Source organism: Halodesulfovibrio sp. MK-HDV (genome assembly GCF_009914765.1).
GTDB lineage: Bacteria > Desulfobacterota > Desulfovibrionia > Desulfovibrionales > Desulfovibrionaceae > Halodesulfovibrio.
In genome coordinates this window covers 93,724-113,326 of record NZ_WYDS01000012.1, presented here as the reverse complement: position 1 = coordinate 113,326, position 19,603 = coordinate 93,724, and the positions used below count along the sequence as shown (strand labels likewise).

Below are 19,603 nucleotides of genomic sequence, written 5' to 3'. Positions count from 1 at the left end.
GCTACTTCCCCAAAATATGCGTTAGCACTACATCTGCCTGCATAGCGGCTGCCATAAGCACTTTGGGTGCCATAGGCGGATGATCGGCAATATCAGTTGTAAAATCACCAACAAGCACGGCATCATCGCGAATCTGCCGCTTCTGCATGTATGGTTCACCCCACCCCGCCATACCGGAGGCTGAAACGAACAGACGTGCATCAGACAAATACTGCTCTGCCATCATTTTCTTACCGTCAATGCTATCTAGAGCTTCAATAATTATGTCGCTGTCAGCAAAGTATTGCGGTGCGGTGGTCGGCGTTATCTGCCCATTGTGTATCGTAATGTTCAAGGTACTGTCTATGCGAAGCAGATTCGTTTTGCAGATTTCAACTTTCGCCATACCAATCTGATCTTCGAAAAAGAACTGTCGGTTCAGGTTTGATGAATCCACAATATCATAATCTACAATGACAAAATTCCGAACACCACTTCGAGCCAGCATAAAGGCACAGTTAGACCCCAGCCCGCCGCAACCGGCAATGCCTACAGTGACAGAAGCAAGTTTTTCCAACTGCTCTGGTGTAAGATAGCGGGACAGACCTGTCTGCAACACTGAATTGATGGTCATAACGCCTTCCTGCATCGACTAAAAAGGTTGCCAGTCTTTGAATACAGGCTGAAATCCTTTCGATTCAATGGCTCTGCACATTTCCTCAACGCTACGGGGATCTGAAATATCAAACTGCGCAGTGCTTTCGTCATCAGATGTATGACCGCCAACCGCGGTGGTTACTCCGGCAGACATTTTGGTCACACCTAGTGGCATCATGTTATCACGCAGTTCTGCTGATTCCCGTGTGGAAATGGTAATGCCTACGTTATGCAGGAAAATACGTTGAGCCAGAACAAGCTGAACTAAATTTCTGTCCGTTACAATAGATGCAGGCTCATATGCGCCAACATGCGGGCGCATTCTCGGCGGTGAGATGGCAATGTTTGTTGCAGGATATTTACGCTGCAAATACTCCGCGTGTAGTCCTGTATAGAAAGCATCACGCTGCCATACAGATTCCAGTCCGAGTAATGCACCTACGTTTACAGTACGCATTCCTGCCTGACATCCGCGTTCAGGGGCATCGAGTCTAAAATCGTAATCGCGTTTCGGCCCTTTCGGGTGCAATTCAAGGTACAACGACTTGTTGTATGTTTCCTGATAAATTGTCAGTCCGTCAACGCCGCATGTTTCCAGATAAGCGTATTCTTCCTGAGTCATTGCATACACTTCTATGCTGATAGAAGTGAAAAACTCACTCAGGATCTTTGAACAGTCACCAATGTACTCAACTGTAGACTTAGCCGGAGCATCACCTGTAAGGATAAGGATGTGCTTTAATCCGGTTGCCGCAATGGCCTCGGCTTCTGTTCTCAATTCATCCGCAGAAAGCTGTGAACGTTTAATACGGTTTTCTGTATTGAAACCACAGTACACACACTGGTTGGTACAGTAGTTAGCAAGATACAAGGGGGTAAAAAGCTGAATCGTCTTTCCGAAATGACGTAACGTAATCGCATTCGCTTTCTGCGCTATAGCTTCAAGCATGCCCTCTGCTGCCGGAGACAGCAGAGTCAGATAATCGAGTGGAGTCAAAGAATGCTTTGCAAGCACACGCTCCACATCGGCAGCGGTAACTGCTGCCAGATACGCTGCCATGTCCAGCGTATCGTACTTCGAAAGAAGATCAGAAAATCCCATATTACATACCGCCTAAAAAGCCGGTCAGTGGAGATGAGGCATCGGCTGAACCAGTAGAGACTGCCGCTGTCTGCGCAATATACGCAGCACGACCGGCTCGAACAGCTTCACCAAACGCCCGCCCCATTGCCACAGGATCACCGGAAGCTGCAATTGCGGTATTCACCAGACAAGCTGCTGCACCCATTTCCATAGCTTCACACGCCTGTGACGGAGCGCCGATTCCTGCATCAACAATAATCGGTAAAGAAATTTCATCAATCAGAATACGAACCATTTCTTTTGTCATCAGCCCGCGGTTACTGCCAATGGGAGCACCTAACGGCATAACTGCCGCAGCACCCGCATTCACAAGATCGCGTGCAATGTACAAATCCGCATTTACATACGGCAAAACAGTAAAACCTTCTTTTGCAAGAATTTCTGTTGCCTTTGCGGTTTCGTATCCATCCGGCAATAAATATTTATTGTCGGAGATAACTTCAATTTTAATCCAGTCGCCACATCCGGCCGCGCGCGCCAAACGAGCAATTCGTACTGCCTCGTCGGCATTGCGCGCACCGGAAGTATTCGGCAACAACTGCATGTGCTTGGGAATGTGCTGCATTACGTTCCCGGTAGCCGCGTTTGTGTCAACTCTTCGTAACGCTACAGTGATGACCTGAGATCCGGACGATGCACATACATCAGGAATGATTGTATCTGAGCCATATTTGCCGGTTCCGGTTAATAGTCTGCTGGTCAAGCTGACTCCGCCGATAACCAATGCGTCGTTGTTGTTCGCTTCCATTAGCCCCCTCCTACGAATTGCAGGATTTCCAATACATTCCCGTCAGTAAGTACGGTAGTTCCAAAATCATCAGCCTTCACAACGATTCGATTCAGTTCCACGACAACCGCTTTTACATCCACGCCGTTGCCCTGCAGATATTCAAGCAGGGTTGTGTCGTCATTGCACAGTTGCATCTGACCATTTACAGTTAGTTGCATTGTAGGGTTCCTTTGCTGCTTTAATCGCATAAAAAAAGCTTGCACGAAGGCAAGCTTAGAATACGAGTTAAGTACTCAGCCTTCCTCCGGCGGTATAAACCGCGTCAGGTTCAAAGGGTCTGAACGCAATGTTCACTCTCAGCCCGAAGGCTCCCCTAGCTGTATGTAGACACACCCTGTATCCCATAAAACGCTGTGCGTTTTATGCTACAGGCATAAAAAAAAGCTTACCCCTTCGGATAAGCTTGTAGTTCTTGAAACGTAGTTGCTTTCCTCCGGTGGTATAAACCACATCAGGTTCAAGGGTCAGAACTATTACGCTCACTCTCAGCCCGTTAAGGCCCCCCTAGCTGTTCGGACATGTATAGTCAGTATTAACAATCCTGTAAAGCTGTTTATTTGATCAATTACATTTTTTAAGGAATAATACCTTGATTTCCTTACTCTATTCAAATCAAACAGAAGAAACTCAACTCTACAATTCAAATTCATAAAAAAAATATTGGCTTGCATATTTATATCAACAAGCTTGATGCGTGTTACTTTTTTCTATAACGTCACACGAGAAAAACGCCTATCCTAAACCGGACATACACATTCAACCTGCTTTTGTATCCTATATAATAAACAACACCGCAGGAGCCAACATGCGTCTATCAACCATATTTTTTGCATTCATTATTACTTGTATTCTTACCACATCAGCCTTTGCCCACCGAGTTAATATTTTTGCATGGGCAGAAGGGACGACTATACATACTGAGTCCTTTTTCTCCAGCGGTAGCAAAGCACAAAACAGTGCCGTTACCGCTACGGATAAAAAGACAGGGAAAGTAATCGCAAAAGGTATTACGAATAGTAATGGCGAATGGTCCTTCCCCCTTTCCGCTGACGCCATTAAGACCAAAGATCCAATCGTCGTCACTCTGGATGCAGGACAAGGTCACGCGAGTTCGTGGACTCTACAAGCGGAAGACTTTGCTGATGCCGCAGTTAGTGTCGCAACGGAGCAGCTAGCTTCCACAAAAACTACTGCTCCTACTACAGATACAAATGCTCAAGCTTCATCCCAGACGTCACCCCGAACAGCTGAGCAGGAATCTGAACAAAAAACAGCTACTCCCGCCGCAACTGTCACTCTGACAAAAACAGAGCTGGATACACTTATCCGTACCGCCGTGCGACAGGAACTTGTTCCAATTAAAGCACAGGTAGCAAAGCTGAATGCACAGATTCTTCAGCCGACAACAAACATGAAAGATATCTTTGGTGGAATTGGCTATATTTTGGGACTACTCGGACTTGCAGCATTCATGCAGTATCGTAAAAAGTCATAGAGCATTTTCGGGCGCCAATATTCCATAGGTTGTATGTCTGCGTATTGCTCTTCTGTCATAAAAACACTATGACGCGGCAGACATCTTATGAAAAAGGAGCCCCGCATGGCTAATTCCAAAAAAGACCAACAGAAGATTAAAAAACGCATTGCTGCAATTAAACGCCGTAAAGCGTCTACTGCTGACGATTTTTCCGACACCGTAATGAAGTTTTGCAAACCGCTTCTGGCGGAAGCTGAAAGCTTAAGCGGAGACGATAACGCTATCGGTCTTGGCGTATTTGCGTGGAACGCATCATTCCTTCCGCGTGACCGCTGGGAAGACGGCCTGCACCGCTCTCTTGAGCAATTTGAACTTACTGACGAAACAAAAACTACACTTGTTGACATTGTAGAAGAAATGGTTCGTCAGAAAGAAGTTATGCATCCAAATGACCTGCGCGTAATCACAGATTACAAAGTGCACGAAACTGAAGAAGGTCCAATCCTTACAGTAGATGCTAAACTTGCTAAAAAAGCCCTGCTGCCTTCTTTCAAAGGTGTACCGTCTGAATAGATAGTTATCTTCGGAAAAACTCTGCATAGAGACCTCCGACGGACTACCGCAGGAACATCTCCAAAGAACAAGACACTCTCTCCACAGGAGCCACCACCCGTAACGCTTGTTCCTCGTGAACACGTATTGGTGCCCCCAAGAAACGAGTGTAGACCTTGATCCTATTAAAGTGACTACTTTCCAAATCGTTATGTATATAAAAAGCCCGCTGTACTCGTACAGCGGGCTTTCTTTATACTTATTCAGCTACCTACTAGTCCGGACCAGGGCAAGCTACGTTGCTCAGTTCCTCTATTTTACCATTTTTGATACGCCAGTCACGAATGCCCTGCATATCCATGAACATCTGGAACATCTGGAAGAATCCATGCCAGTGTGCATAGTCAGGACCGTTCATTGCTGCACCCTGACGGGCACGACGGCCTTCATGGTGCCAGAGGTAGTACATCATACGCTGGAAGCCATCTCTCCAAGGATCATCACCAAGGAGGTTTTTAGCAGCGAGTTCCTTCTTCATAGCTACTGCTTTATCCCAGTAGATATTGTAGAGCTTCACTGAAGCATCAAGCGTATCCATTGTTGCATTTGTATGGAGTGTAGAATGACAATTCTTACATACTAAGCGCATGCGTTTGCCGCCTTCCACACCGGCACCACGGGTGCCTTCACGAATCTCGGAGCGCTTAGTGTAAAGCGTCCACTTCAGACGGGTTTCAGGGTTATGTGTGGTAGTCAGTTCACCGATACCACTCAAGTGACATACTGCACAGGTAGGTGCATCGTAATCGCCTGGTTCCCATGTATCCGGAGCCGCAGTAAAGTTCCACTTCTCTGAATGAGCAGCATAAACCTGACCGTGCTTGGATTGGTCATAAATTTCAATGTTTGGATGGTCAGGGCCGAGGTGACATGTACCACATGATTCCGGCTTACGTGCTTCCGCAATGGAGAACATATGACGGGTGTGACACACGGAGCAGTTACCTACAGAACCATCAGGATAACGCTGACCAGGACCGCCAGGCCATGTCATGTTGATAGGCTTATTATCAGCACCGAGCTGAATAATTGTACCATGACACATCTGACAACCGGAAGCGCGCGGAGCCATAGCTTCAGGGCTGTTACGGTCAACACCGGCAAACTCTAACCCTTCGTAGTAGTACATCAACTTATCGAAGGTAGGGTTGTTCATAATTGGCTCGGATGCCGGTTTAGCATGAGAGCTTTCAAGGAACTGTGAAACTTCTACAGGGTGACAGCGGGAACATGTCTTAGAAGATACCATCGGGCTGGTATAGATATTTGTTCCACGCACACCTTCACACTGGCTGGCCATTGGAGATGTTTTTTCCACAACGTGACAGTCGTAGCAAGAAACCTGCGCATGAGCCATGCGACCGTTTCTCCAGTTATCTACAATACCAGGGGTTGCTTTTGAGTGACATTCGATACATTTTTTAGCCGCTTCAGAAAAACCACGTTGTACGAGGATCTGCTTATGCAGTCCTCCAAGGGTAGCGTCCCCTTGCGATGTGGCTTTAGGTGTCGTTTGTTGCATCTTCTCCTCAGCCGCGGCAGAGCCTACGACCAACATGCAACAGAGCACCATACCAAGTAGGGTTACCAAAGTCCTCCGTATCTTCATTCCTTTTCCTCCACACACTTTCAGGTTTCCATTCGTAACTACAGTTATGAATCCCTGTTGAAATACTTGTTCACATAGAACATCATGTCCTTATGTCCCACATGCTCGTGGCACTTAACACACCGGAGTTTATTCTCTTCTCTCAGGTATTCGCGATGCGCTAAAATGGCCTTGATGCCCATTTTCGGGGCTAATAACTGGGCGTGACATTTACGACAAGAGTTGTCGTACGTGTAGTTTTCACGACTGTTCGGCCCCGCGCCCCAATCATGCGTATAGGGATCAATGATCATATTCATGATAATATCATGTGTACCGGTATATGCTTTGGCGGCAACGTACTCTACGAGAGTGCCATGTGGCAGATGACAGTCTACGCATTGGGCAACAACCCCCTGTGGGTTATTCCCCCCGTGAACCCCGGCAAGCCATGCCTGCCTGAAAGGTCTCATCACGTGGCACGTTACACAAAAGGTATCAGTGTTCGTCAGTGTAATCATATGACCAGAAGCCAAAACAAGGACGATACTTAATACAACACCGGTTACACCCCCTATCAACAATAGTTTTTTTCGCTTTTTCCTATCGTTGCTCTGAGGCATAAACCTCCCCTTTGCCAATATTTAAAGGGTAAACTCTAGACAATTGATAAATACTACCATGTTAGAGGTGTATACGTATTATATTTTTTGCTCTTATTTCCTAAAAATACGCAGGCGTACTCGCAACAACCCTGAACATCACACTAAGCGTACGATTACTTTTTTCACGTAGATAAACACAGGGCACAAAAAAAGCCCCGCACAAATGCGGGGCTGGAAATGCCAGTAAAGCGTAGTCAAAAATTACGGCACCTGATCCAATGATTCAGGTCTCAAGCTACCAAATTGGTTACTCTTGTTCCACTGCCAACCCTAATCTGGCTGGGCGAATATAGTAGCGGTAGTAACCGATAACATTACTTATGAGGAAAAAGCTCTCAAGCCCAATGGCAGACGGCGACCATACAACAATATTATGAGCAATCCACAGAACTACTCCAAAAAATGTAATTTCTCGCAGCCGCTTATCTGTTTTAGAAAAAGCCGCAATAGTCAGCACAAAGGTTGCACCGAAACTAAGAATGCTGACAAGCCCTGCATATGTCCAAACAGTACCAACCACAGCTAGCACACTGAAAAAATACATCCATCTGCGCTCCGTTGTATACCCACTCACAGCATAGCGTGCACCGGAAACAGCCATAAGCACTGTTGCCGTCCACTGATCGAGAAGCAAAAAGTGCGCTGCCATAAAGAAACAGGCGATTGCAATGGAATGCAGAATATATTTTCGATTCTTAAATTGAAAAGAAAGGATATCAAAAACGAGTGCTACGCCTACGAGCAACTGTGAAATGGCAAATACGGTCATAATAACCCTTAAACAAAAAATTATGGATGTCGTTATACAGCAGTACTCGTCTGTAGAAATCTATTGTAGACCATGGTGGTTGACAAATTAGCTCTCTAAGAAAGACCAGACCACTTTCTTTTTGCACATTACATCAAAAATATCTATTCGGCTATCTATCCTCTATCGCAACAACAGGCATAAACAAATATTTTATAGGTAGTTTTTTATCCATAAAAAAAGCTGACATTATTCCTCGTTGAAAGCTAAAGAGAAACAGAACCCAACCATCTGCATCCTCTCCAAAATACTGCTGGTATTTACAGTGACATACGAGTTAAGCCCCCGAAAAATGTCTTTCTGCATGCATCCCTACAAACCAGTGTACTGAGCGCCTCAACATTAAGAAATAATGTCAGCAACTAGTTACTAAAATGAGAATATCGCCAAGACAAGTAAAAATATCATTATTTTGAGGAAACTATAGATTTGCAAACATAGTACTACTTCGATCTATGCTATACACTACTAGATTTTCCCTTGGCATATCTACTAAAAAACTTTTTTCAACTTAAGCAATAATCAATCGGTGCAGGACTTCCAGATTTTTTATATCTTCGGAAAGATCTTCTCCTTTCGGAGTTTCAAGCACCATAGGCAAATCAATAAACCTTGGATCATTTACCAAGCGTGCAAAAGTCTCTTCTCCCAGTAAGCCCTGTCCAATATGATCATGCCTATCAAGATGACTTCCTAAACCGCCTTTGGAATCATTCACATGCATAAACTTCAAACGATCCATGCCGACAGTTGTTTCAAATTCATCAAAGGTTGCCTTGTACCCTTCTTCAGTTGCGATGTCGTATCCAGCAGCATACGCATGACAAGTATCAATGCACACACCAATCCTGTCTGCATTATCTGAATACTGTATAATAGCAGCCAGCTCAGCAAAAGAGCGGCCAAGCGTTGTGCCTTGCCCTGCCGTATTTTCGAGCAGAACCATTACACGCTCAGTGCGTGACTCAAGCAACGCTCTATCCAGATTTTTCGCAACACGTTCCAACGCTTCATCAACATTACTTCCCAAATGAGCACCGGGGTGCATCACTACATACGGAATATTCAACTGCTCAGCACGCTCAAGCTCATGAGCAAACGCCGCAACAGATTTCTCGACTCCATCTTCCTTAGGGGAGCCCAAATTAATTAAATACGAATCATGCACAGCAATAGGATGATCGCCCCAAACTGCGCAGGCTTCGAGAAAAGCATCTATCTGTTTTTGTTCCAGCGGCTTAGATTTCCACTGTCGCTGGTTTTTTGAAAAAATCTGTAAGGCGGTTCCGTTAACCTGCATTATACGTTCAACAGCTTTTTCCAACCCACCAGTAATAGACATATGAGCACCGAAATTTGGCATCTTTTCCCCTTTATAACTATCAGCAATACATGCTGAAATAAATTCAAAGAATCACGCAGTCCAGTCGTTACCGTTCTCATTGGTCTCGGCACAGCGTGTTAGTATTCATTTATTGTTCACGGCATCCATTGTCCACCGTAAAAACATACGCTATAACGCCTCATTCATAGCATACGGGAGTATATGATGTCGTCATCAATGAAATACAAATTTAATCTTTCCGATACTGTTGGCACTGTGGGATATGTTTCCTGCGAACCGCCAGCAGATATTACTTTTGAAGAAGCACTTGCATACCTTGAAGAGCATCCGCTTGACGAATTTATGCACAAATTTCTGCTGACCAGCGTTCAGAATTTTGATCAAAAGAAATTCAAAACGATGCTGAAAACAGCCGTAGAAGACTACACAATCATCAAACCTGTTCTTGCAGCATTGCTGTATGAAACATGCCTGCTTTACGGGAAATTCTCCAAAACGCTGGCGCTCTTCCCTAATGATGCCTCAGAACAGTTGCAGGAATATACTCCCCTTATCTACATCCGCTGGTTCAAGCGTGAAGATAAGTATGACCACATTGCATGGATCACCAAGTTTAAAGAAAATATCCACGACCACAAAATGCTTCCCTTGCCGGATGTTGCAGAAGACTTTGATCTGCCGATGCTCTACGAGCCTTGCACAGACGAATTTGTAACCGCCGCAACGATTCGTGAAGAACTGCTAAAAACTCCACACAGCAACCCGTGGTCACGCCCACCAGCGCAAGAAACAACAGACCTAGCACTCAGTCGGTTGAACAAAACACCACTGTTTGCCGATGTTGAAATGCGTCATATTGCATCCCTGTCTCCTATCGCGTTGTTACGCAAATGGAACATTGATCTCGCCGTTAAAAACGGTTCTCTAGACTACACACTGCAAGGCCTCGCCACATCATACGGTCGAGGGCTGGCTCTGAATGACGCACGAGTCGGACTTACCATGGAAGTTGTCGAGCGCTCATCTTCGTTTGTCTCTTTTGACAAAGCAGGCGTGGTCAACACTCTCAAAGATCATCCGCTCACACATGCCCGCTACTCTGAACTTACAGCACAGGGCATCGCAGCTTTCGATCCAAATTTACTGTCTCTTGAAGTTCAGTACGAAGATGAAAAACTCTACTGGATGGAAGGACACACGCCAAAGCTCGAAGGTGAAGGATACGAGCCAATCCTTGTGCCCGCGCAGATGGTCTACATGTTCTGCAACCTTGATGAGATTTCTCTACTCTCTTCACCGGGGTCAACCGGACTTGCATCCGGAAACATTCTGGAAGAAGCAAAAGTTTCAGCGCTTATGGAAATCTTTGAACGTGATGCAGAAGCAACAAAGCCGTTCAACAAAAAAGAATGCTTTACCCTTACCACCGAAGATCCAAAACTCAACATGCTGCTTAATGACTATTCAGCACGCGGTGTACATGTCATGTTTCAAGACATAACCACCGAGTTCGGCATCCCCTGCTACTATGCATTCGTCATGGGCAGACTTGGTGAAGTATTCCGCGGTACCGGAGCCGGACTTGATGGAAAAAGAGCCATCGTATCTGCATTAACTGAAACACCATATCCATACCCGCAAAGCCCGCCATCCGCACCAGCGCTTCGTGGTATCGAAACACGCAAGCAGGAAGAGCTTCCAAACGTCTCCATGGAAGATCCTATGCGCAACGTGCAGATGCTCGAAAAAATGCTCATCGCCAACAACAGGCGGCCTGTCTACGTTGAGCTTGCACGAAAAGATTTACAGTTCCCAGTCGTCAAAGCGCTTATTCCAAACATGGAACTTACAGCAGATTTCGACTCGTTTACTCGCGTCAGCCACAGGCTGTTTAGTAATTATTTGCGTATGGAAGACTAACTGTCGGCTGCCGTGTTGTCTGCGACGCTTTTTTGTCTTCGACGAGCCTCCGGCGGCTTAAGAACCCTTTTGAAAAAGGGCTTCTTAAGAATCTCCTAAAACTTTTACTTGCGAGGCCAACCCGTTGTTTCCAAAACCTCGCGGCTTACGCTTCACTACCTTTCAGAAAATAAAAAAAGGGCTGTCCTTAATTTAAAGGACAGCCCTTTTTCATTGTTCAAGTCAGTGGAATTAAGCCGCGTATTTTTTCATTAACGAAAGTTTATCGCATAATAAAAGTCTTTGGAAAGGGGTCTGGGGAAGAACCTTTCTACAGAAAGGTTTTCCCCAGCCGTCGGAGACAAACAAAAGCGTCGCAGACGCCCCGCTGACAAGCGCCGCCAGAGGCTAATAATTTGGCTAGAGCCTATGGCTGTTGAAGTGTCGGGGCAAGAACGATTTCACGGATGCATACAGCCTGCGGCTGTTCGTAAGCAAATACGATTGAGTTGGCTACATGTTGAGCACTCATCACGCCGCCCATTTGTTCTTTCCACTGATTGTAGCCGTCTTTGATTGTATCAGACGTGATATGGCTAAGAAGCTCAGTCTCTGCTGCACCTGGCGCGATGATGATTACACGAACATTATCGGCTGCAACTTCTTCACGGATATTTTCGCTCATAGCGTGCACGGCAAACTTTGTTCCGCAATATACAGCATGATTCGGAAATGTTTTACGTCCGGCAACTGAACTAATGTTTATGATTGTTCCTTGCTTACGTTCACGCATACTTGGGAGAACTGCGTAAATACCATTAAGAAGTCCGACCATGTTAACATCTATCATTTTTTGCCATTCTGCCGGATTCTGCTCATGAGCCTGACCTAACAGCATCACGCCTGCATTGTTTACTATGCAGTCTACAGGGCCGTAAGTAGCTTCGGCATCGGTTATAGCTTTTACCAATGCTTCGCGATCTGTTACATCTACCTTGGCGCAGATAGTATTAGGTAAATTTAATGCTTCAAGTCGATCAAGGCGACGGGCTATGAGAAGAAGCGGAAAACCTTTTGCACTTAAAGTACGAGCTGTTGCTTCGCCGAAACCTGAACTTGCGCCTGTAATGACTACGAGTGGTTTAGTCATGATGTATTCTCCAAATGATTATGGGCAGTGCCCGTTGTTTTTATTTTGGATAAGAATACACCGATTTTTACCTTTGTATAATATAGAGTTCTTTTGTTTATGATAGGCGTAGCCTATGAAACCATATTTTATATAGATTCAATCGATCAGTAGGCAGGGAGTGTTTATGGATTTACGATTATTACGCTACTTCATTGCTGTTTTTGAGGAACAGAATATTACACGTGCCGCTCAGCGCAGCCATGTTTCTCAGCCTTCCATTTCCAGCGCCATAAAACAGCTGGAAGAAATGCTCGGCGTTTCTTTATTCATACGCAGCAAACAAGGTGTGGTTATTACCGACGAAGCACATCACTTGTACCCTCGCGCTAAGCGACTCATAGAACAAGCACATAGCATCGAAGGCCTCTTCAAAGGAAACGATGAAGAGCGACATATTACATTAGGCGTTTTTCCCGATTTAAGCCCCAAGCGCCTTGCAGATGTTCTAGAAACTATGCGTCAACAAATCCCCGGACTCACACCACGGCTGGTTGATGTAAATGCAGACTGTGACATCCGAATCACTGTGGACATTCTCCGTAACCAAGGAGAAACATGGGTTCCGTTATGGGAAGAAGATTATGTACTCTGTATGCGCCCAGATCACGAACTTGCAAATCAGGAATTTGTATTACCTGAAGAGTTGCATCAATTCGATTTTATTGAATGCCCACCATGTGAGGCACATCAGCAGACCATCGGGCTATTAGCCTGCGCAGAATTGCGTATGAATATTGTCGCGAGCGGTGAACATAAGAGTCAGGTAATGCATCTTGTACAAGCAGGATATGGCATATCATTCTTACCAGACGGCGTATTGGAAACAGCATACGATCTGGTTACAGTTCCATTAAAAGCACCACGAATGTTTAAACGTGTCGGGTTTACCTATTCCGCCGATAAAACAACATCTGACGTTGTTTCAAAAGTTGTGGCCACCTTTATGCGATAACAATAATAACCACGCCGGAGTCTTTTAATAAAGCTCCGGCGTTTTCTATCCTGCCCCCTACCCTGCATCAACCTTAAGCTACGCCTTTCCTGTTTTCTAATCCTTATAGGTATTCTTTCTTTTATTTACAGGTAATTGTTGACATTTTCTGCCTTTTACCTCTTATACTATGCAGTAAGTTAGCAGCATGAGCTTCGCTATACTGATTTTCGTACTCCTTCTGTTCTGAACAATTCCTGCTCGATTACTCGTATACTTCGCGTCTAATTTTCCTCTCTCCTTTCTTCACGCTGTCTGCTCACCTGCATTCGTGGTTACTGAGGTATCCGGCATTGTAATGCTACAGGCATCTCCCGTCTGCTTTTCAAAAATGAAGCAGACGAGGGACTTATGCATGTATTATTACTGCCTTGTTTATTGTGGCGTACATGACCTAGCTACTTCTAATAAGGAGGAATGGTAATGGCAGAACAAAACAAGCAACAAGAAGAAGTTGTTGTCGATAAGGGGTATGCCAGTTGGTCTGATTTAGTAAAACTCGAAGACTACTGGGCAATATGGCTTGGCTTTGCAATTCTCGTTATCGGCCTCATTATCTATCTACCTAATGAGCCAAAAAATTTACGTGAAACCATTGCCGAGTCTAATGCGATCATGCAACTGGAAGCAAACAAAGCTCCTTTTAAAACAATTGAATACTACAAGGCTGCTGATGCAAAAGGCATGAAGGCAACGTCCTCTCCTATTGCAAAAACAATTAAAAAATTCCAAAATAAACCGCATGGCTGGTCTACAAACCCGGTCGATGCTTTCTTTATGGACAGCACACAGGCTGATGCTAAAAAAGCCAAAGCTGTTACCAAGTATGAAAAAGTAAAAAAAAGCTGCGGATGAATCTTTTGCCGCCGCAACCATTGCTCAGGGAGCTGCCGCTGAGGCAAACTTTGCCAATGCAGAACTGAACCAACAAGCAACAGACGCAATTAGTGACTGGCGTAACAAAAAGTTCGCTGCCGGTAAGGCTAAAAAGAAAACAAAAGCATCTCCATACAACCAACTTACATGGCTCATCATGCTATGCGTTGCCCTTGGTATTTTCTTTGCCATTGGACGCGCAGCAATGGGACACAGCCCTGTTAAGTTTTTTATCGGATTCTTTTTTGTTTTCGCCATTGCCACGCTTGCATATGTTTCTGCACAACAAAGCACCATGAAAGGACTCGGTATCGGGTACGCAGCATGGGCTATTCTCTTCGGTCTTCTCATCTCAAACACAGTGGGTACACCTAAGTGGGTTATGCCTGCCGTACAAACAGAATACTTCATTAAAACAGGTCTTGTTCTTTTGGGTGCTGAAGTTCTCTTTAGCAAAATTATCGCTATCGGCATTCCAGGCATTTTCGTAGCTTGGGTAGTAACACCAATTGTACTCATCACCACGTACATCTTCGGTCAGAAAGTGGTAAAAATGCCGTCTAAGACACTAAACATTGTTATTTCGGCAGATATGTCTGTTTGTGGTGTTTCCGCAGCTATCGCAACCGCAGCAGCGTGTCGTGCTAAAAAAGAAGAATTGACCCTTGCGGTTGGTCTCTCCCTCGTTTTCACATCTATTATGATGATCCTTATGCCTGCATTCATTAAAGCTGTAGACATGCCGTTTATTCTCGGTGGTGCATGGATGGGTGGTACGATTGATGCGACAGGTGCTGTTGCAGCGGCTGGTGCCTTCCTTTCACAGAAAGCACTGTACGTTGCAGCGACCATTAAAATGATCCAGAACGTACTCATCGGTATCACCGCATTTGGTGTTGCAATTTACTGGTGCACCCGTGTTGATTGCACTCCGGGGCGCTCTGTAAACGCATGGGAAATCTGGTACCGATTCCCTAAATTCGTACTCGGCTTCCTAGCCGCTTCTGTTCTTTTCTCATGGATTTATGGTTCAATGGGACCAGACGTTGGGTACGCAATGGTTGACCACGGCGTAATTCGTGGCTTCTCCAAAGCATTCCGAGGTTGGTTCTTCTGCCTTGCCTTTGTATCCATCGGTCTTGCGACAAACTTCCGCGAGCTCGCTCATTACTTTAAAGGCGGCAAACCGCTTATCCTGTATGTCTGCGGTCAGACTTTCAACCTTCTCCTTACACTGACAATGGCATACATCATGTTCTATCTGGTATTCCCGGAAATTACCGCGAAAATCTAACGTGTAACAATAAAGGATAATTCGTATGCAAAAAAGCAGCGCAAAACGCTTTCTATCGTTCGCATCCGGAGTTTTCATAATCTGGCTGTTTATGTTCGTACTCTCCCCGATGCTGCTTAAACATGTAGAATCTGCCAACACTCTTGCTACCTTCATCGAGCAGAACGACATTAATGCCGGTGCCATTTACTGGACTGATGTTGAAATTACTGCTGATGCCGAGCTTGGGGCAAGGTCGACAGTCACGTATCTCCCGAAAGGGAAATAGCAACATCAAAGGGAGCGGTTGAAACCGCTCCCTTTTTCTTATACCACCACCATAGAAGAACAAAAAAATATTGCATAACCTTCGTTGTCCCTTTGGTGCCTCTTCGATTTTATTGACTGGCCGCCTTTAGAAAACGCGAAGGTTTCACCCCGCCCTTTAACTTTTTAGAAAGACATCTCGCGCGACTCAAAAATAACTCTTTGCCGCACTTCATACCCATTTTGTTTTCACAAGCTAAAAGAGACATCATGAAATACAACCATCTTGGAATCCCCACAGATATTCCACAAAAAGACGAAATTCATCTTCCTCACTTAAAGATGCACGTCACTGATCACGAGAACAATCCATACGGAATTCAGTGGATGCGCTTCGAGACCGATGCCCCTTATCCTGAACTGGTAAAAACAGTTCCACATGTCGCTTTTGTTGTAGAAAACCTTACCGAAGCGCTAGAAGGGAAAAGGGTTATTATTGAGCCGAACTCGCCAAGTGAGGGGCTTACCGTTGCATTCATCGAAGAGAACAACGCACCTGTTGAATTGATGGAATACAAATAACCACAACTGCTTCAATTACATAAGCCATAAAAAAAGCCACTCCCAAAGGAGTGGCTTACTATCATCTATATAATTAAACTTGAAGCTGCCGATAGTGCGGATTGTATCCAAAAGAAATCAGACGCTATCCAGTTAAACCACTGCCCGTCACAACGCTCCTGGAAAAGCAATAGGCTGCAACGTCTACCATGTAGAAACAGATCACGCGTTACTATTCTCTGTTGTTACTCAGCTTTCTTTTTACCGTTCTTACGTGTCCACCAGTTACTATCAGGGCCTTTGTACCACCAGTCGGTGTGGTCTGTTTCACTGATTCGCTGAGCAAGCTCACGACCAAATTCTGTACGCAGACGCGGCAAAGCGCCTTGCATCCATTTACCGGCATATTTGTTACCGAGATCGAACTCTTCTTTAAGGTTCAGAATAAGATCAATCTGATCTGCATCCTGAGCAAGCTTTGCCTCCAGAGATTCCGCTTCTTCAAGCTCATCCCAGTATGGCATTACTAAACACTCAAGGCCTGTTCCTTCAAGGGCATGAGAAAATGCAGCCTTAGGATCGCTGGTGTTATAAATACGGTTTACGTAGTTAAAATCACCAATACGAGCCTCATGAAAATCATGAAAAAGGCACATCATTGCAGTATGTACGGGATCTGCACCTGCTTCGTTGGCGAGAACAAATCCGACAATGGCTGTTCTAAAAGAGTGCTCTGCGACGTTCTCACTACCGGAACCTAAAAACTGGTATCCACTACGCGGAGTTTTGCGCAGCATACCTGCTTCAAACAAAAAGTCAGCGAGGCGGGTAAGCTTCTCGCGTCCTTGTAAATTTACCTGAGGATCGCAGGCTGTCATCATCTCTCTCCTGTGCTAACTAATGCGCAATACTTATTCATTTGAATTCGTTACCGATTGCTTAAACACTTGTGTGTCAAAGCAGTAGCCGCAACTCATACGCCCTTTGCCTATCACTGTACAGCCGCACATTTCTCACGCATGTGTATTGACAACATGCTCATATAGCCATATTGCTAAATGGCTATTCAGGAGAACATATGCACAACTTTATTAGAATCACAAAAGCACTTTCAGACCCAACACGCGTGCGCATACTCGGCTTATTGCTCGGGGGCGAACTGTGTGTGTGTAATATTGTGGAAATTATGGGCCTTGCACAGCCTACAATTTCCCGTCACTTAAAACAGTGTACTGATGCCGATCTTACCATAGGCCGCAAAGCAGGCGGATGGACGCATTATCGCCTCGCAACAGATAGCACTGATATGTATATTTCAACGTTTTTAGATTTGCTGCAGCAAGCTATAAAAACAGATGAAGAGTTTACGGCCCTACAATCAAACCTGCTAACCTTAAAAAAAATTAAGAACATTCTTTAGCGAGGAACTACCATGAAACCACTCGAAATCACTCCTCCAAACAAAAAAGAAGAAGAAAAAAGTTCCTGCTCCATATATGGCTGAAACCCAGATAAAGGTGGCGAGTTCGCTGCCCAGGCTTTCGGAGCTCCTAAAACCGACAATGGCGCGCCGACAAATCCATTTGAATCTCCGTGCGCATGTGGTGCTGCTCCTGTTCAGGGTAAAAAGGCACGTTTTTCACTTACCTTCTACTGCATTGTAGGAACAATTGCCTTGCTCGGGTGGGGACTGCTCTATTCTCAGTTACCGACTATTGCGGATGTCCTGACTGGCATGATCCCAAATGTTGAAGCTGGCAGCCATCTATCAGAATCCATCCGGTTCTTCTTATATGATACTCCGAAAATTCTGCTATTGCTGAGTCTGGTTGTTTTCGCTGTTGGCGTTATGCGTACGTGGATTACTCCGGAACGTAGCCGTAAATATCTCACAGGCAGAGAATCCCTTGGTAACGTCATTGCAGCGTGTGTCGGCATTATTACGCCGTTCTGCTCCTGCTCTGCTGTACCGCTCTTTTTAGGATTCGTAGCAGCCGGTGTTCCGCTTGGTGTGACCTTCTCGTTTTTGATTGCCGCACCTATGGTTAACGAAATCGCCTTAGTTCTGCTGTACGGTCTGTTTGGATTCAAAGTAGCAGCACTGTACCTTGTGACTGGCGTAACCATTGCGGTTATTGCAGGCTGGGTACTTGGCAAGATGAAACTGGATCACATGTTGGAATCTTGGGTTCGTCAGATTCGTGATGATGGCACCAACAAATCCCCATCGTACCCTAGCTTTGCTCACCGCTTAGATTTTGCTTGGGATTCTGTTGTCGATATTCTGGGAAAAACATGGTTGTACATTGTTATTGGTATCGCAATCGGTGCCGGTATCCACGGCTATGTTCCAGAAGGTGCAATGGCATCTATTATGGGTAAAGATGCATGGTGGAGCGTCCCTGCCGCTGTTGCTATCGGCGTACCGATGTATGCCAGTGCCGCAGGCATTATCCCTATTGTCTCTGCCTTGCTAGGCAAAGGCGCTGCACTGGGTACCGCACTTGCATTTATGATGTCTGTTGTAGCACTCAGTCTTCCTGAAATGGTTATTCTTAGAAAAGTACTTAGCGTAAAGCTGATCACTATCTACGTAGCCATTGTTGCTTCCGGCATTCTGGTTGTTGGCTTCTTATTTAACATTGTTATTTAGTCTTGCTAATTAACTTTACTCGTCAACTTAGCTAGTTAACAAAATTCACATCATAGAAAACAAAAAAACGGCATGGAAGATTCCATGCCGTTTTTTTATTCAAGATAAATCAAAAGCCAACATTCATAAACTGTCAAAATTTGTAAAGACTTGCATACAACGAATGTCTTATTTGTAGATGAAGCTAACCGCGACTTCCCCACCGCTTACCAAAGACCCAGAACAAAATCAGTGTAACAACTGCTCCAAGGGTGTCTGCAAGCATATCTTTCTGCGCATCCCAAATGTCTCCCTGACTTCCGAGAAACTCAATGCCAGCTGTGCCGCCTTCAAGCACAGCATATTGCCATTCGATAATCTCATATGCTGCCGCAATGGACATGATGGTGAATAATGCAAAAAGAGTTGTAACTATCGGTCCCGCGAGTTTTCTACGAATAAACAATTCCGCAATCGGGTATGCATAGAATCCTACAGAAAAATGCCCGATCCTATCAAAGTGGTTACGTTCAAACCCAAAAAGATCTGTCACCCATTCAAAAGGCACGCCTGCAAAAGTGTAATGCCCGCCTATTGTATGCCAAAACAGCCAAAACGCCATTAGGCCATATGACACGTTTGAAAATCTAAAAAATGGAAACGTGACACAAAGTAAAATGAAAATTGCTGCAACAGGGATAACTTCCGCAATCCATACTTCTCTTGAAACAGGAGCTATGCCCATTACACCAAAAAAAATTGTAAAGACCGCGGCAAGAATGAATGGAAAATTTTGTGCAGTAAATATTCGACCCATGATTTCCTCCAAAGTAGTGTTTCACGATAA

The 19,603-nt window shown here is 45.0% G+C and carries 19 protein-coding genes, 1 pseudogene and 2 riboswitches; of the genes and pseudogenes, 9 read left to right on the top strand and 11 right to left on the bottom strand.

Translation table 11 applies throughout. The features are described from left to right. Window position 1: 1 nt before the first annotated feature. Genes thiF through thiS form a run of 4 tightly spaced genes read right to left on the bottom strand, consistent with a single transcriptional unit; the run spans window position 2 to window position 2,728 of the window. Window positions 2-613, bottom strand: coding sequence for a sulfur carrier protein ThiS adenylyltransferase ThiF (thiF, locus tag MKHDV_RS11020; protein ID WP_160715254.1), 612 nt, complete (start codon window positions 611-613; stop codon window positions 2-4). 18 nt (window positions 614-631) lie between these two features. After that, window positions 632-1,738, bottom strand: a complete 1,107-nt coding sequence (gene thiH, locus MKHDV_RS11015; protein ID WP_160715252.1) for a 2-iminoacetate synthase ThiH — start codon at window positions 1,736-1,738, stop codon at window positions 632-634. Between the two features lies 1 nt (window position 1,739). Further along, the gene (locus MKHDV_RS11010; protein WP_160715250.1) at window positions 1,740-2,528 is read right to left on the bottom strand and encodes a thiazole synthase; all 789 of its coding nucleotides are present in this window, start codon (window positions 2,526-2,528) and stop codon (window positions 1,740-1,742) included. Next, window positions 2,528-2,728 (bottom strand): sulfur carrier protein ThiS, encoded by a 201-nt coding sequence (gene thiS, locus MKHDV_RS11005; RefSeq protein WP_160715248.1) that lies wholly within the window; start codon window positions 2,726-2,728, stop codon window positions 2,528-2,530. The genes MKHDV_RS11010 and thiS overlap by 1 nt, the downstream gene beginning before the upstream one ends. 64 nt (window positions 2,729-2,792) lie before the next feature. Continuing rightward, window positions 2,793-2,895: riboswitch (TPP riboswitch) on the bottom strand. Between the two features lie 86 nt (window positions 2,896-2,981). Further along, window positions 2,982-3,086, bottom strand: a riboswitch (TPP riboswitch). A 289-nt stretch (window positions 3,087-3,375) separates the two neighbouring features. On the opposite strand from thiS, the gene MKHDV_RS11000 reads away from it, so the two are divergent. After that, window positions 3,376-4,065, top strand: coding sequence for a hypothetical protein (locus MKHDV_RS11000; protein ID WP_160715246.1), 690 nt, complete (start codon window positions 3,376-3,378; stop codon window positions 4,063-4,065). Between the two features lie 105 nt (window positions 4,066-4,170). After that, window positions 4,171-4,620, top strand: coding sequence for a hypothetical protein (locus MKHDV_RS10995; RefSeq protein ID WP_160715244.1), 450 nt, complete (start codon window positions 4,171-4,173; stop codon window positions 4,618-4,620). A gap of 253 nt (window positions 4,621-4,873) precedes the next feature. Here MKHDV_RS10995 and MKHDV_RS10990 read toward each other — a convergent pair whose 3' ends face one another. The 4 genes from MKHDV_RS10990 to MKHDV_RS10975 form a co-directional block, all read right to left on the bottom strand. After that, window positions 4,874-6,268 carry a multiheme c-type cytochrome gene (locus tag MKHDV_RS10990; RefSeq protein ID WP_254060461.1) on the bottom strand — a complete coding sequence of 465 codons (1,395 nt, stop codon included), beginning with the start codon at window positions 6,266-6,268 and terminating at the stop codon, window positions 4,874-4,876. A 44-nt stretch (window positions 6,269-6,312) separates the two neighbouring features. Next, window positions 6,313-6,870 (bottom strand): NapC/NirT family cytochrome c, encoded by a 558-nt coding sequence (locus tag MKHDV_RS10985; RefSeq protein ID WP_160715242.1) that lies wholly within the window; start codon window positions 6,868-6,870, stop codon window positions 6,313-6,315. Between the two features lie 289 nt (window positions 6,871-7,159). Further along, a complete protein-coding gene (locus tag MKHDV_RS10980) occupies window positions 7,160-7,681 on the bottom strand; it encodes a YgjV family protein (RefSeq protein WP_160715240.1) in 522 nt (173 codons plus the stop codon). 550 nt (window positions 7,682-8,231) lie between these two features. Further along, window positions 8,232-9,083, bottom strand: a complete 852-nt coding sequence (locus tag MKHDV_RS10975) for a deoxyribonuclease IV (protein WP_160715238.1) — start codon at window positions 9,081-9,083, stop codon at window positions 8,232-8,234. Window positions 9,084-9,269: 186 nt separating this feature from the next. Here MKHDV_RS10975 and MKHDV_RS10970 point away from each other — a divergent pair, with 186 nt between their 5' ends. Beyond that, window positions 9,270-10,985, top strand: coding sequence for a YcaO-like family protein (locus MKHDV_RS10970; protein ID WP_254060460.1), 1,716 nt, complete (start codon window positions 9,270-9,272; stop codon window positions 10,983-10,985). A 406-nt stretch (window positions 10,986-11,391) separates the two neighbouring features. Here MKHDV_RS10970 and MKHDV_RS10965 read toward each other — a convergent pair whose 3' ends face one another. After that, window positions 11,392-12,114 (bottom strand): SDR family oxidoreductase, encoded by a 723-nt coding sequence (locus MKHDV_RS10965; RefSeq protein ID WP_160715236.1) that lies wholly within the window; start codon window positions 12,112-12,114, stop codon window positions 11,392-11,394. Between the two features lie 166 nt (window positions 12,115-12,280). Here MKHDV_RS10965 and MKHDV_RS10960 point away from each other — a divergent pair, with 166 nt between their 5' ends. The 4 genes and pseudogenes from MKHDV_RS10960 to MKHDV_RS10945 all read left to right on the top strand — a co-directional run bounded on the left by MKHDV_RS10960 (window position 12,281) and on the right by MKHDV_RS10945 (window position 16,145). Next, on the top strand, window positions 12,281-13,108 hold the full coding sequence (locus MKHDV_RS10960; RefSeq protein ID WP_160715234.1) for a LysR family transcriptional regulator: 828 nt from the start codon (window positions 12,281-12,283) through the stop codon (window positions 13,106-13,108). A gap of 462 nt (window positions 13,109-13,570) precedes the next feature. Then, window positions 13,571-15,317: pseudogene (locus tag MKHDV_RS10955) on the top strand (YeiH family protein). A gap of 25 nt (window positions 15,318-15,342) precedes the next feature. Next, window positions 15,343-15,585, top strand: a complete 243-nt coding sequence (locus tag MKHDV_RS10950) for a hypothetical protein (protein WP_160715232.1) — start codon at window positions 15,343-15,345, stop codon at window positions 15,583-15,585. Window positions 15,586-15,833: 248 nt separating this feature from the next. Next, window positions 15,834-16,145 carry a hypothetical protein gene (locus tag MKHDV_RS10945; RefSeq protein WP_160715230.1) on the top strand — a complete coding sequence of 104 codons (312 nt, stop codon included), beginning with the start codon at window positions 15,834-15,836 and terminating at the stop codon, window positions 16,143-16,145. A gap of 224 nt (window positions 16,146-16,369) precedes the next feature. On the opposite strand, the gene MKHDV_RS10940 is transcribed toward MKHDV_RS10945, so the two are convergent. After that, window positions 16,370-17,002: an HD domain-containing protein gene (locus MKHDV_RS10940; protein ID WP_160715228.1), complete on the bottom strand. Its 633-nt coding sequence runs from the start codon at window positions 17,000-17,002 to the stop codon at window positions 16,370-16,372. Window positions 17,003-17,202: 200 nt separating this feature from the next. Here MKHDV_RS10940 and MKHDV_RS10935 point away from each other — a divergent pair, with 200 nt between their 5' ends. Both MKHDV_RS10935 and MKHDV_RS10930 read left to right on the top strand, forming a co-directional pair. Further along, a complete protein-coding gene (locus tag MKHDV_RS10935; RefSeq protein ID WP_160715226.1) occupies window positions 17,203-17,544 on the top strand; it encodes a metalloregulator ArsR/SmtB family transcription factor in 342 nt (113 codons plus the stop codon). Window positions 17,545-17,799: 255 nt separating this feature from the next. Continuing rightward, entirely contained in the window at window positions 17,800-18,777 is a 978-nt protein-coding gene (locus tag MKHDV_RS10930; RefSeq protein WP_254060459.1) for a permease, read from the top strand. Window positions 18,778-18,961: 184 nt separating this feature from the next. Here MKHDV_RS10930 and MKHDV_RS10925 read toward each other — a convergent pair whose 3' ends face one another. Next, window positions 18,962-19,573: a DUF2238 domain-containing protein gene (locus MKHDV_RS10925; RefSeq protein ID WP_160715224.1), complete on the bottom strand. Its 612-nt coding sequence runs from the start codon at window positions 19,571-19,573 to the stop codon at window positions 18,962-18,964. Window positions 19,574-19,603: the final 30 nt, after the last annotated feature.

What these genes read in the sequence shown, in the direction of transcription:
- thiF (WP_160715254.1), bottom strand. Translation starts at nt 613, where the DNA reads ATGACCATCAATTCAGTGTTGCAGACAGGTCTGTCCCGCTATCTTACA.
- thiH (WP_160715252.1), bottom strand. Translation starts at nt 1,738, where the DNA reads ATGGGATTTTCTGATCTTCTTTCGAAGTACGATACGCTGGACATGGCA.
- MKHDV_RS11010 (WP_160715250.1), bottom strand. Translation starts at nt 2,528, where the DNA reads ATGGAAGCGAACAACAACGACGCATTGGTTATCGGCGGAGTCAGCTTG.
- thiS (WP_160715248.1), bottom strand. Translation starts at nt 2,728, where the DNA reads ATGCAACTAACTGTAAATGGTCAGATGCAACTGTGCAATGACGACACA.
- MKHDV_RS11000 (WP_160715246.1), top strand. Translation starts at nt 3,376, where the DNA reads ATGCGTCTATCAACCATATTTTTTGCATTCATTATTACTTGTATTCTT.
- MKHDV_RS10995 (WP_160715244.1), top strand. Translation starts at nt 4,171, where the DNA reads ATGGCTAATTCCAAAAAAGACCAACAGAAGATTAAAAAACGCATTGCT.
- MKHDV_RS10990 (WP_254060461.1), bottom strand. Translation starts at nt 6,268, where the DNA reads ATGAAGATACGGAGGACTTTGGTAACCCTACTTGGTATGGTGCTCTGT.
- MKHDV_RS10985 (WP_160715242.1), bottom strand. Translation starts at nt 6,870, where the DNA reads ATGCCTCAGAGCAACGATAGGAAAAAGCGAAAAAAACTATTGTTGATA.
- MKHDV_RS10980 (WP_160715240.1), bottom strand. Translation starts at nt 7,681, where the DNA reads ATGACCGTATTTGCCATTTCACAGTTGCTCGTAGGCGTAGCACTCGTT.
- MKHDV_RS10975 (WP_160715238.1), bottom strand. Translation starts at nt 9,083, where the DNA reads ATGCCAAATTTCGGTGCTCATATGTCTATTACTGGTGGGTTGGAAAAA.
- MKHDV_RS10970 (WP_254060460.1), top strand. Translation starts at nt 9,270, where the DNA reads ATGTCGTCATCAATGAAATACAAATTTAATCTTTCCGATACTGTTGGC.
- MKHDV_RS10965 (WP_160715236.1), bottom strand. Translation starts at nt 12,114, where the DNA reads ATGACTAAACCACTCGTAGTCATTACAGGCGCAAGTTCAGGTTTCGGC.
- MKHDV_RS10960 (WP_160715234.1), top strand. Translation starts at nt 12,281, where the DNA reads ATGGATTTACGATTATTACGCTACTTCATTGCTGTTTTTGAGGAACAG.
- MKHDV_RS10950 (WP_160715232.1), top strand. Translation starts at nt 15,343, where the DNA reads ATGCAAAAAAGCAGCGCAAAACGCTTTCTATCGTTCGCATCCGGAGTT.
- MKHDV_RS10945 (WP_160715230.1), top strand. Translation starts at nt 15,834, where the DNA reads ATGAAATACAACCATCTTGGAATCCCCACAGATATTCCACAAAAAGAC.
- MKHDV_RS10940 (WP_160715228.1), bottom strand. Translation starts at nt 17,002, where the DNA reads ATGACAGCCTGCGATCCTCAGGTAAATTTACAAGGACGCGAGAAGCTT.
- MKHDV_RS10935 (WP_160715226.1), top strand. Translation starts at nt 17,203, where the DNA reads ATGCACAACTTTATTAGAATCACAAAAGCACTTTCAGACCCAACACGC.
- MKHDV_RS10925 (WP_160715224.1), bottom strand. Translation starts at nt 19,573, where the DNA reads ATGGGTCGAATATTTACTGCACAAAATTTTCCATTCATTCTTGCCGCG.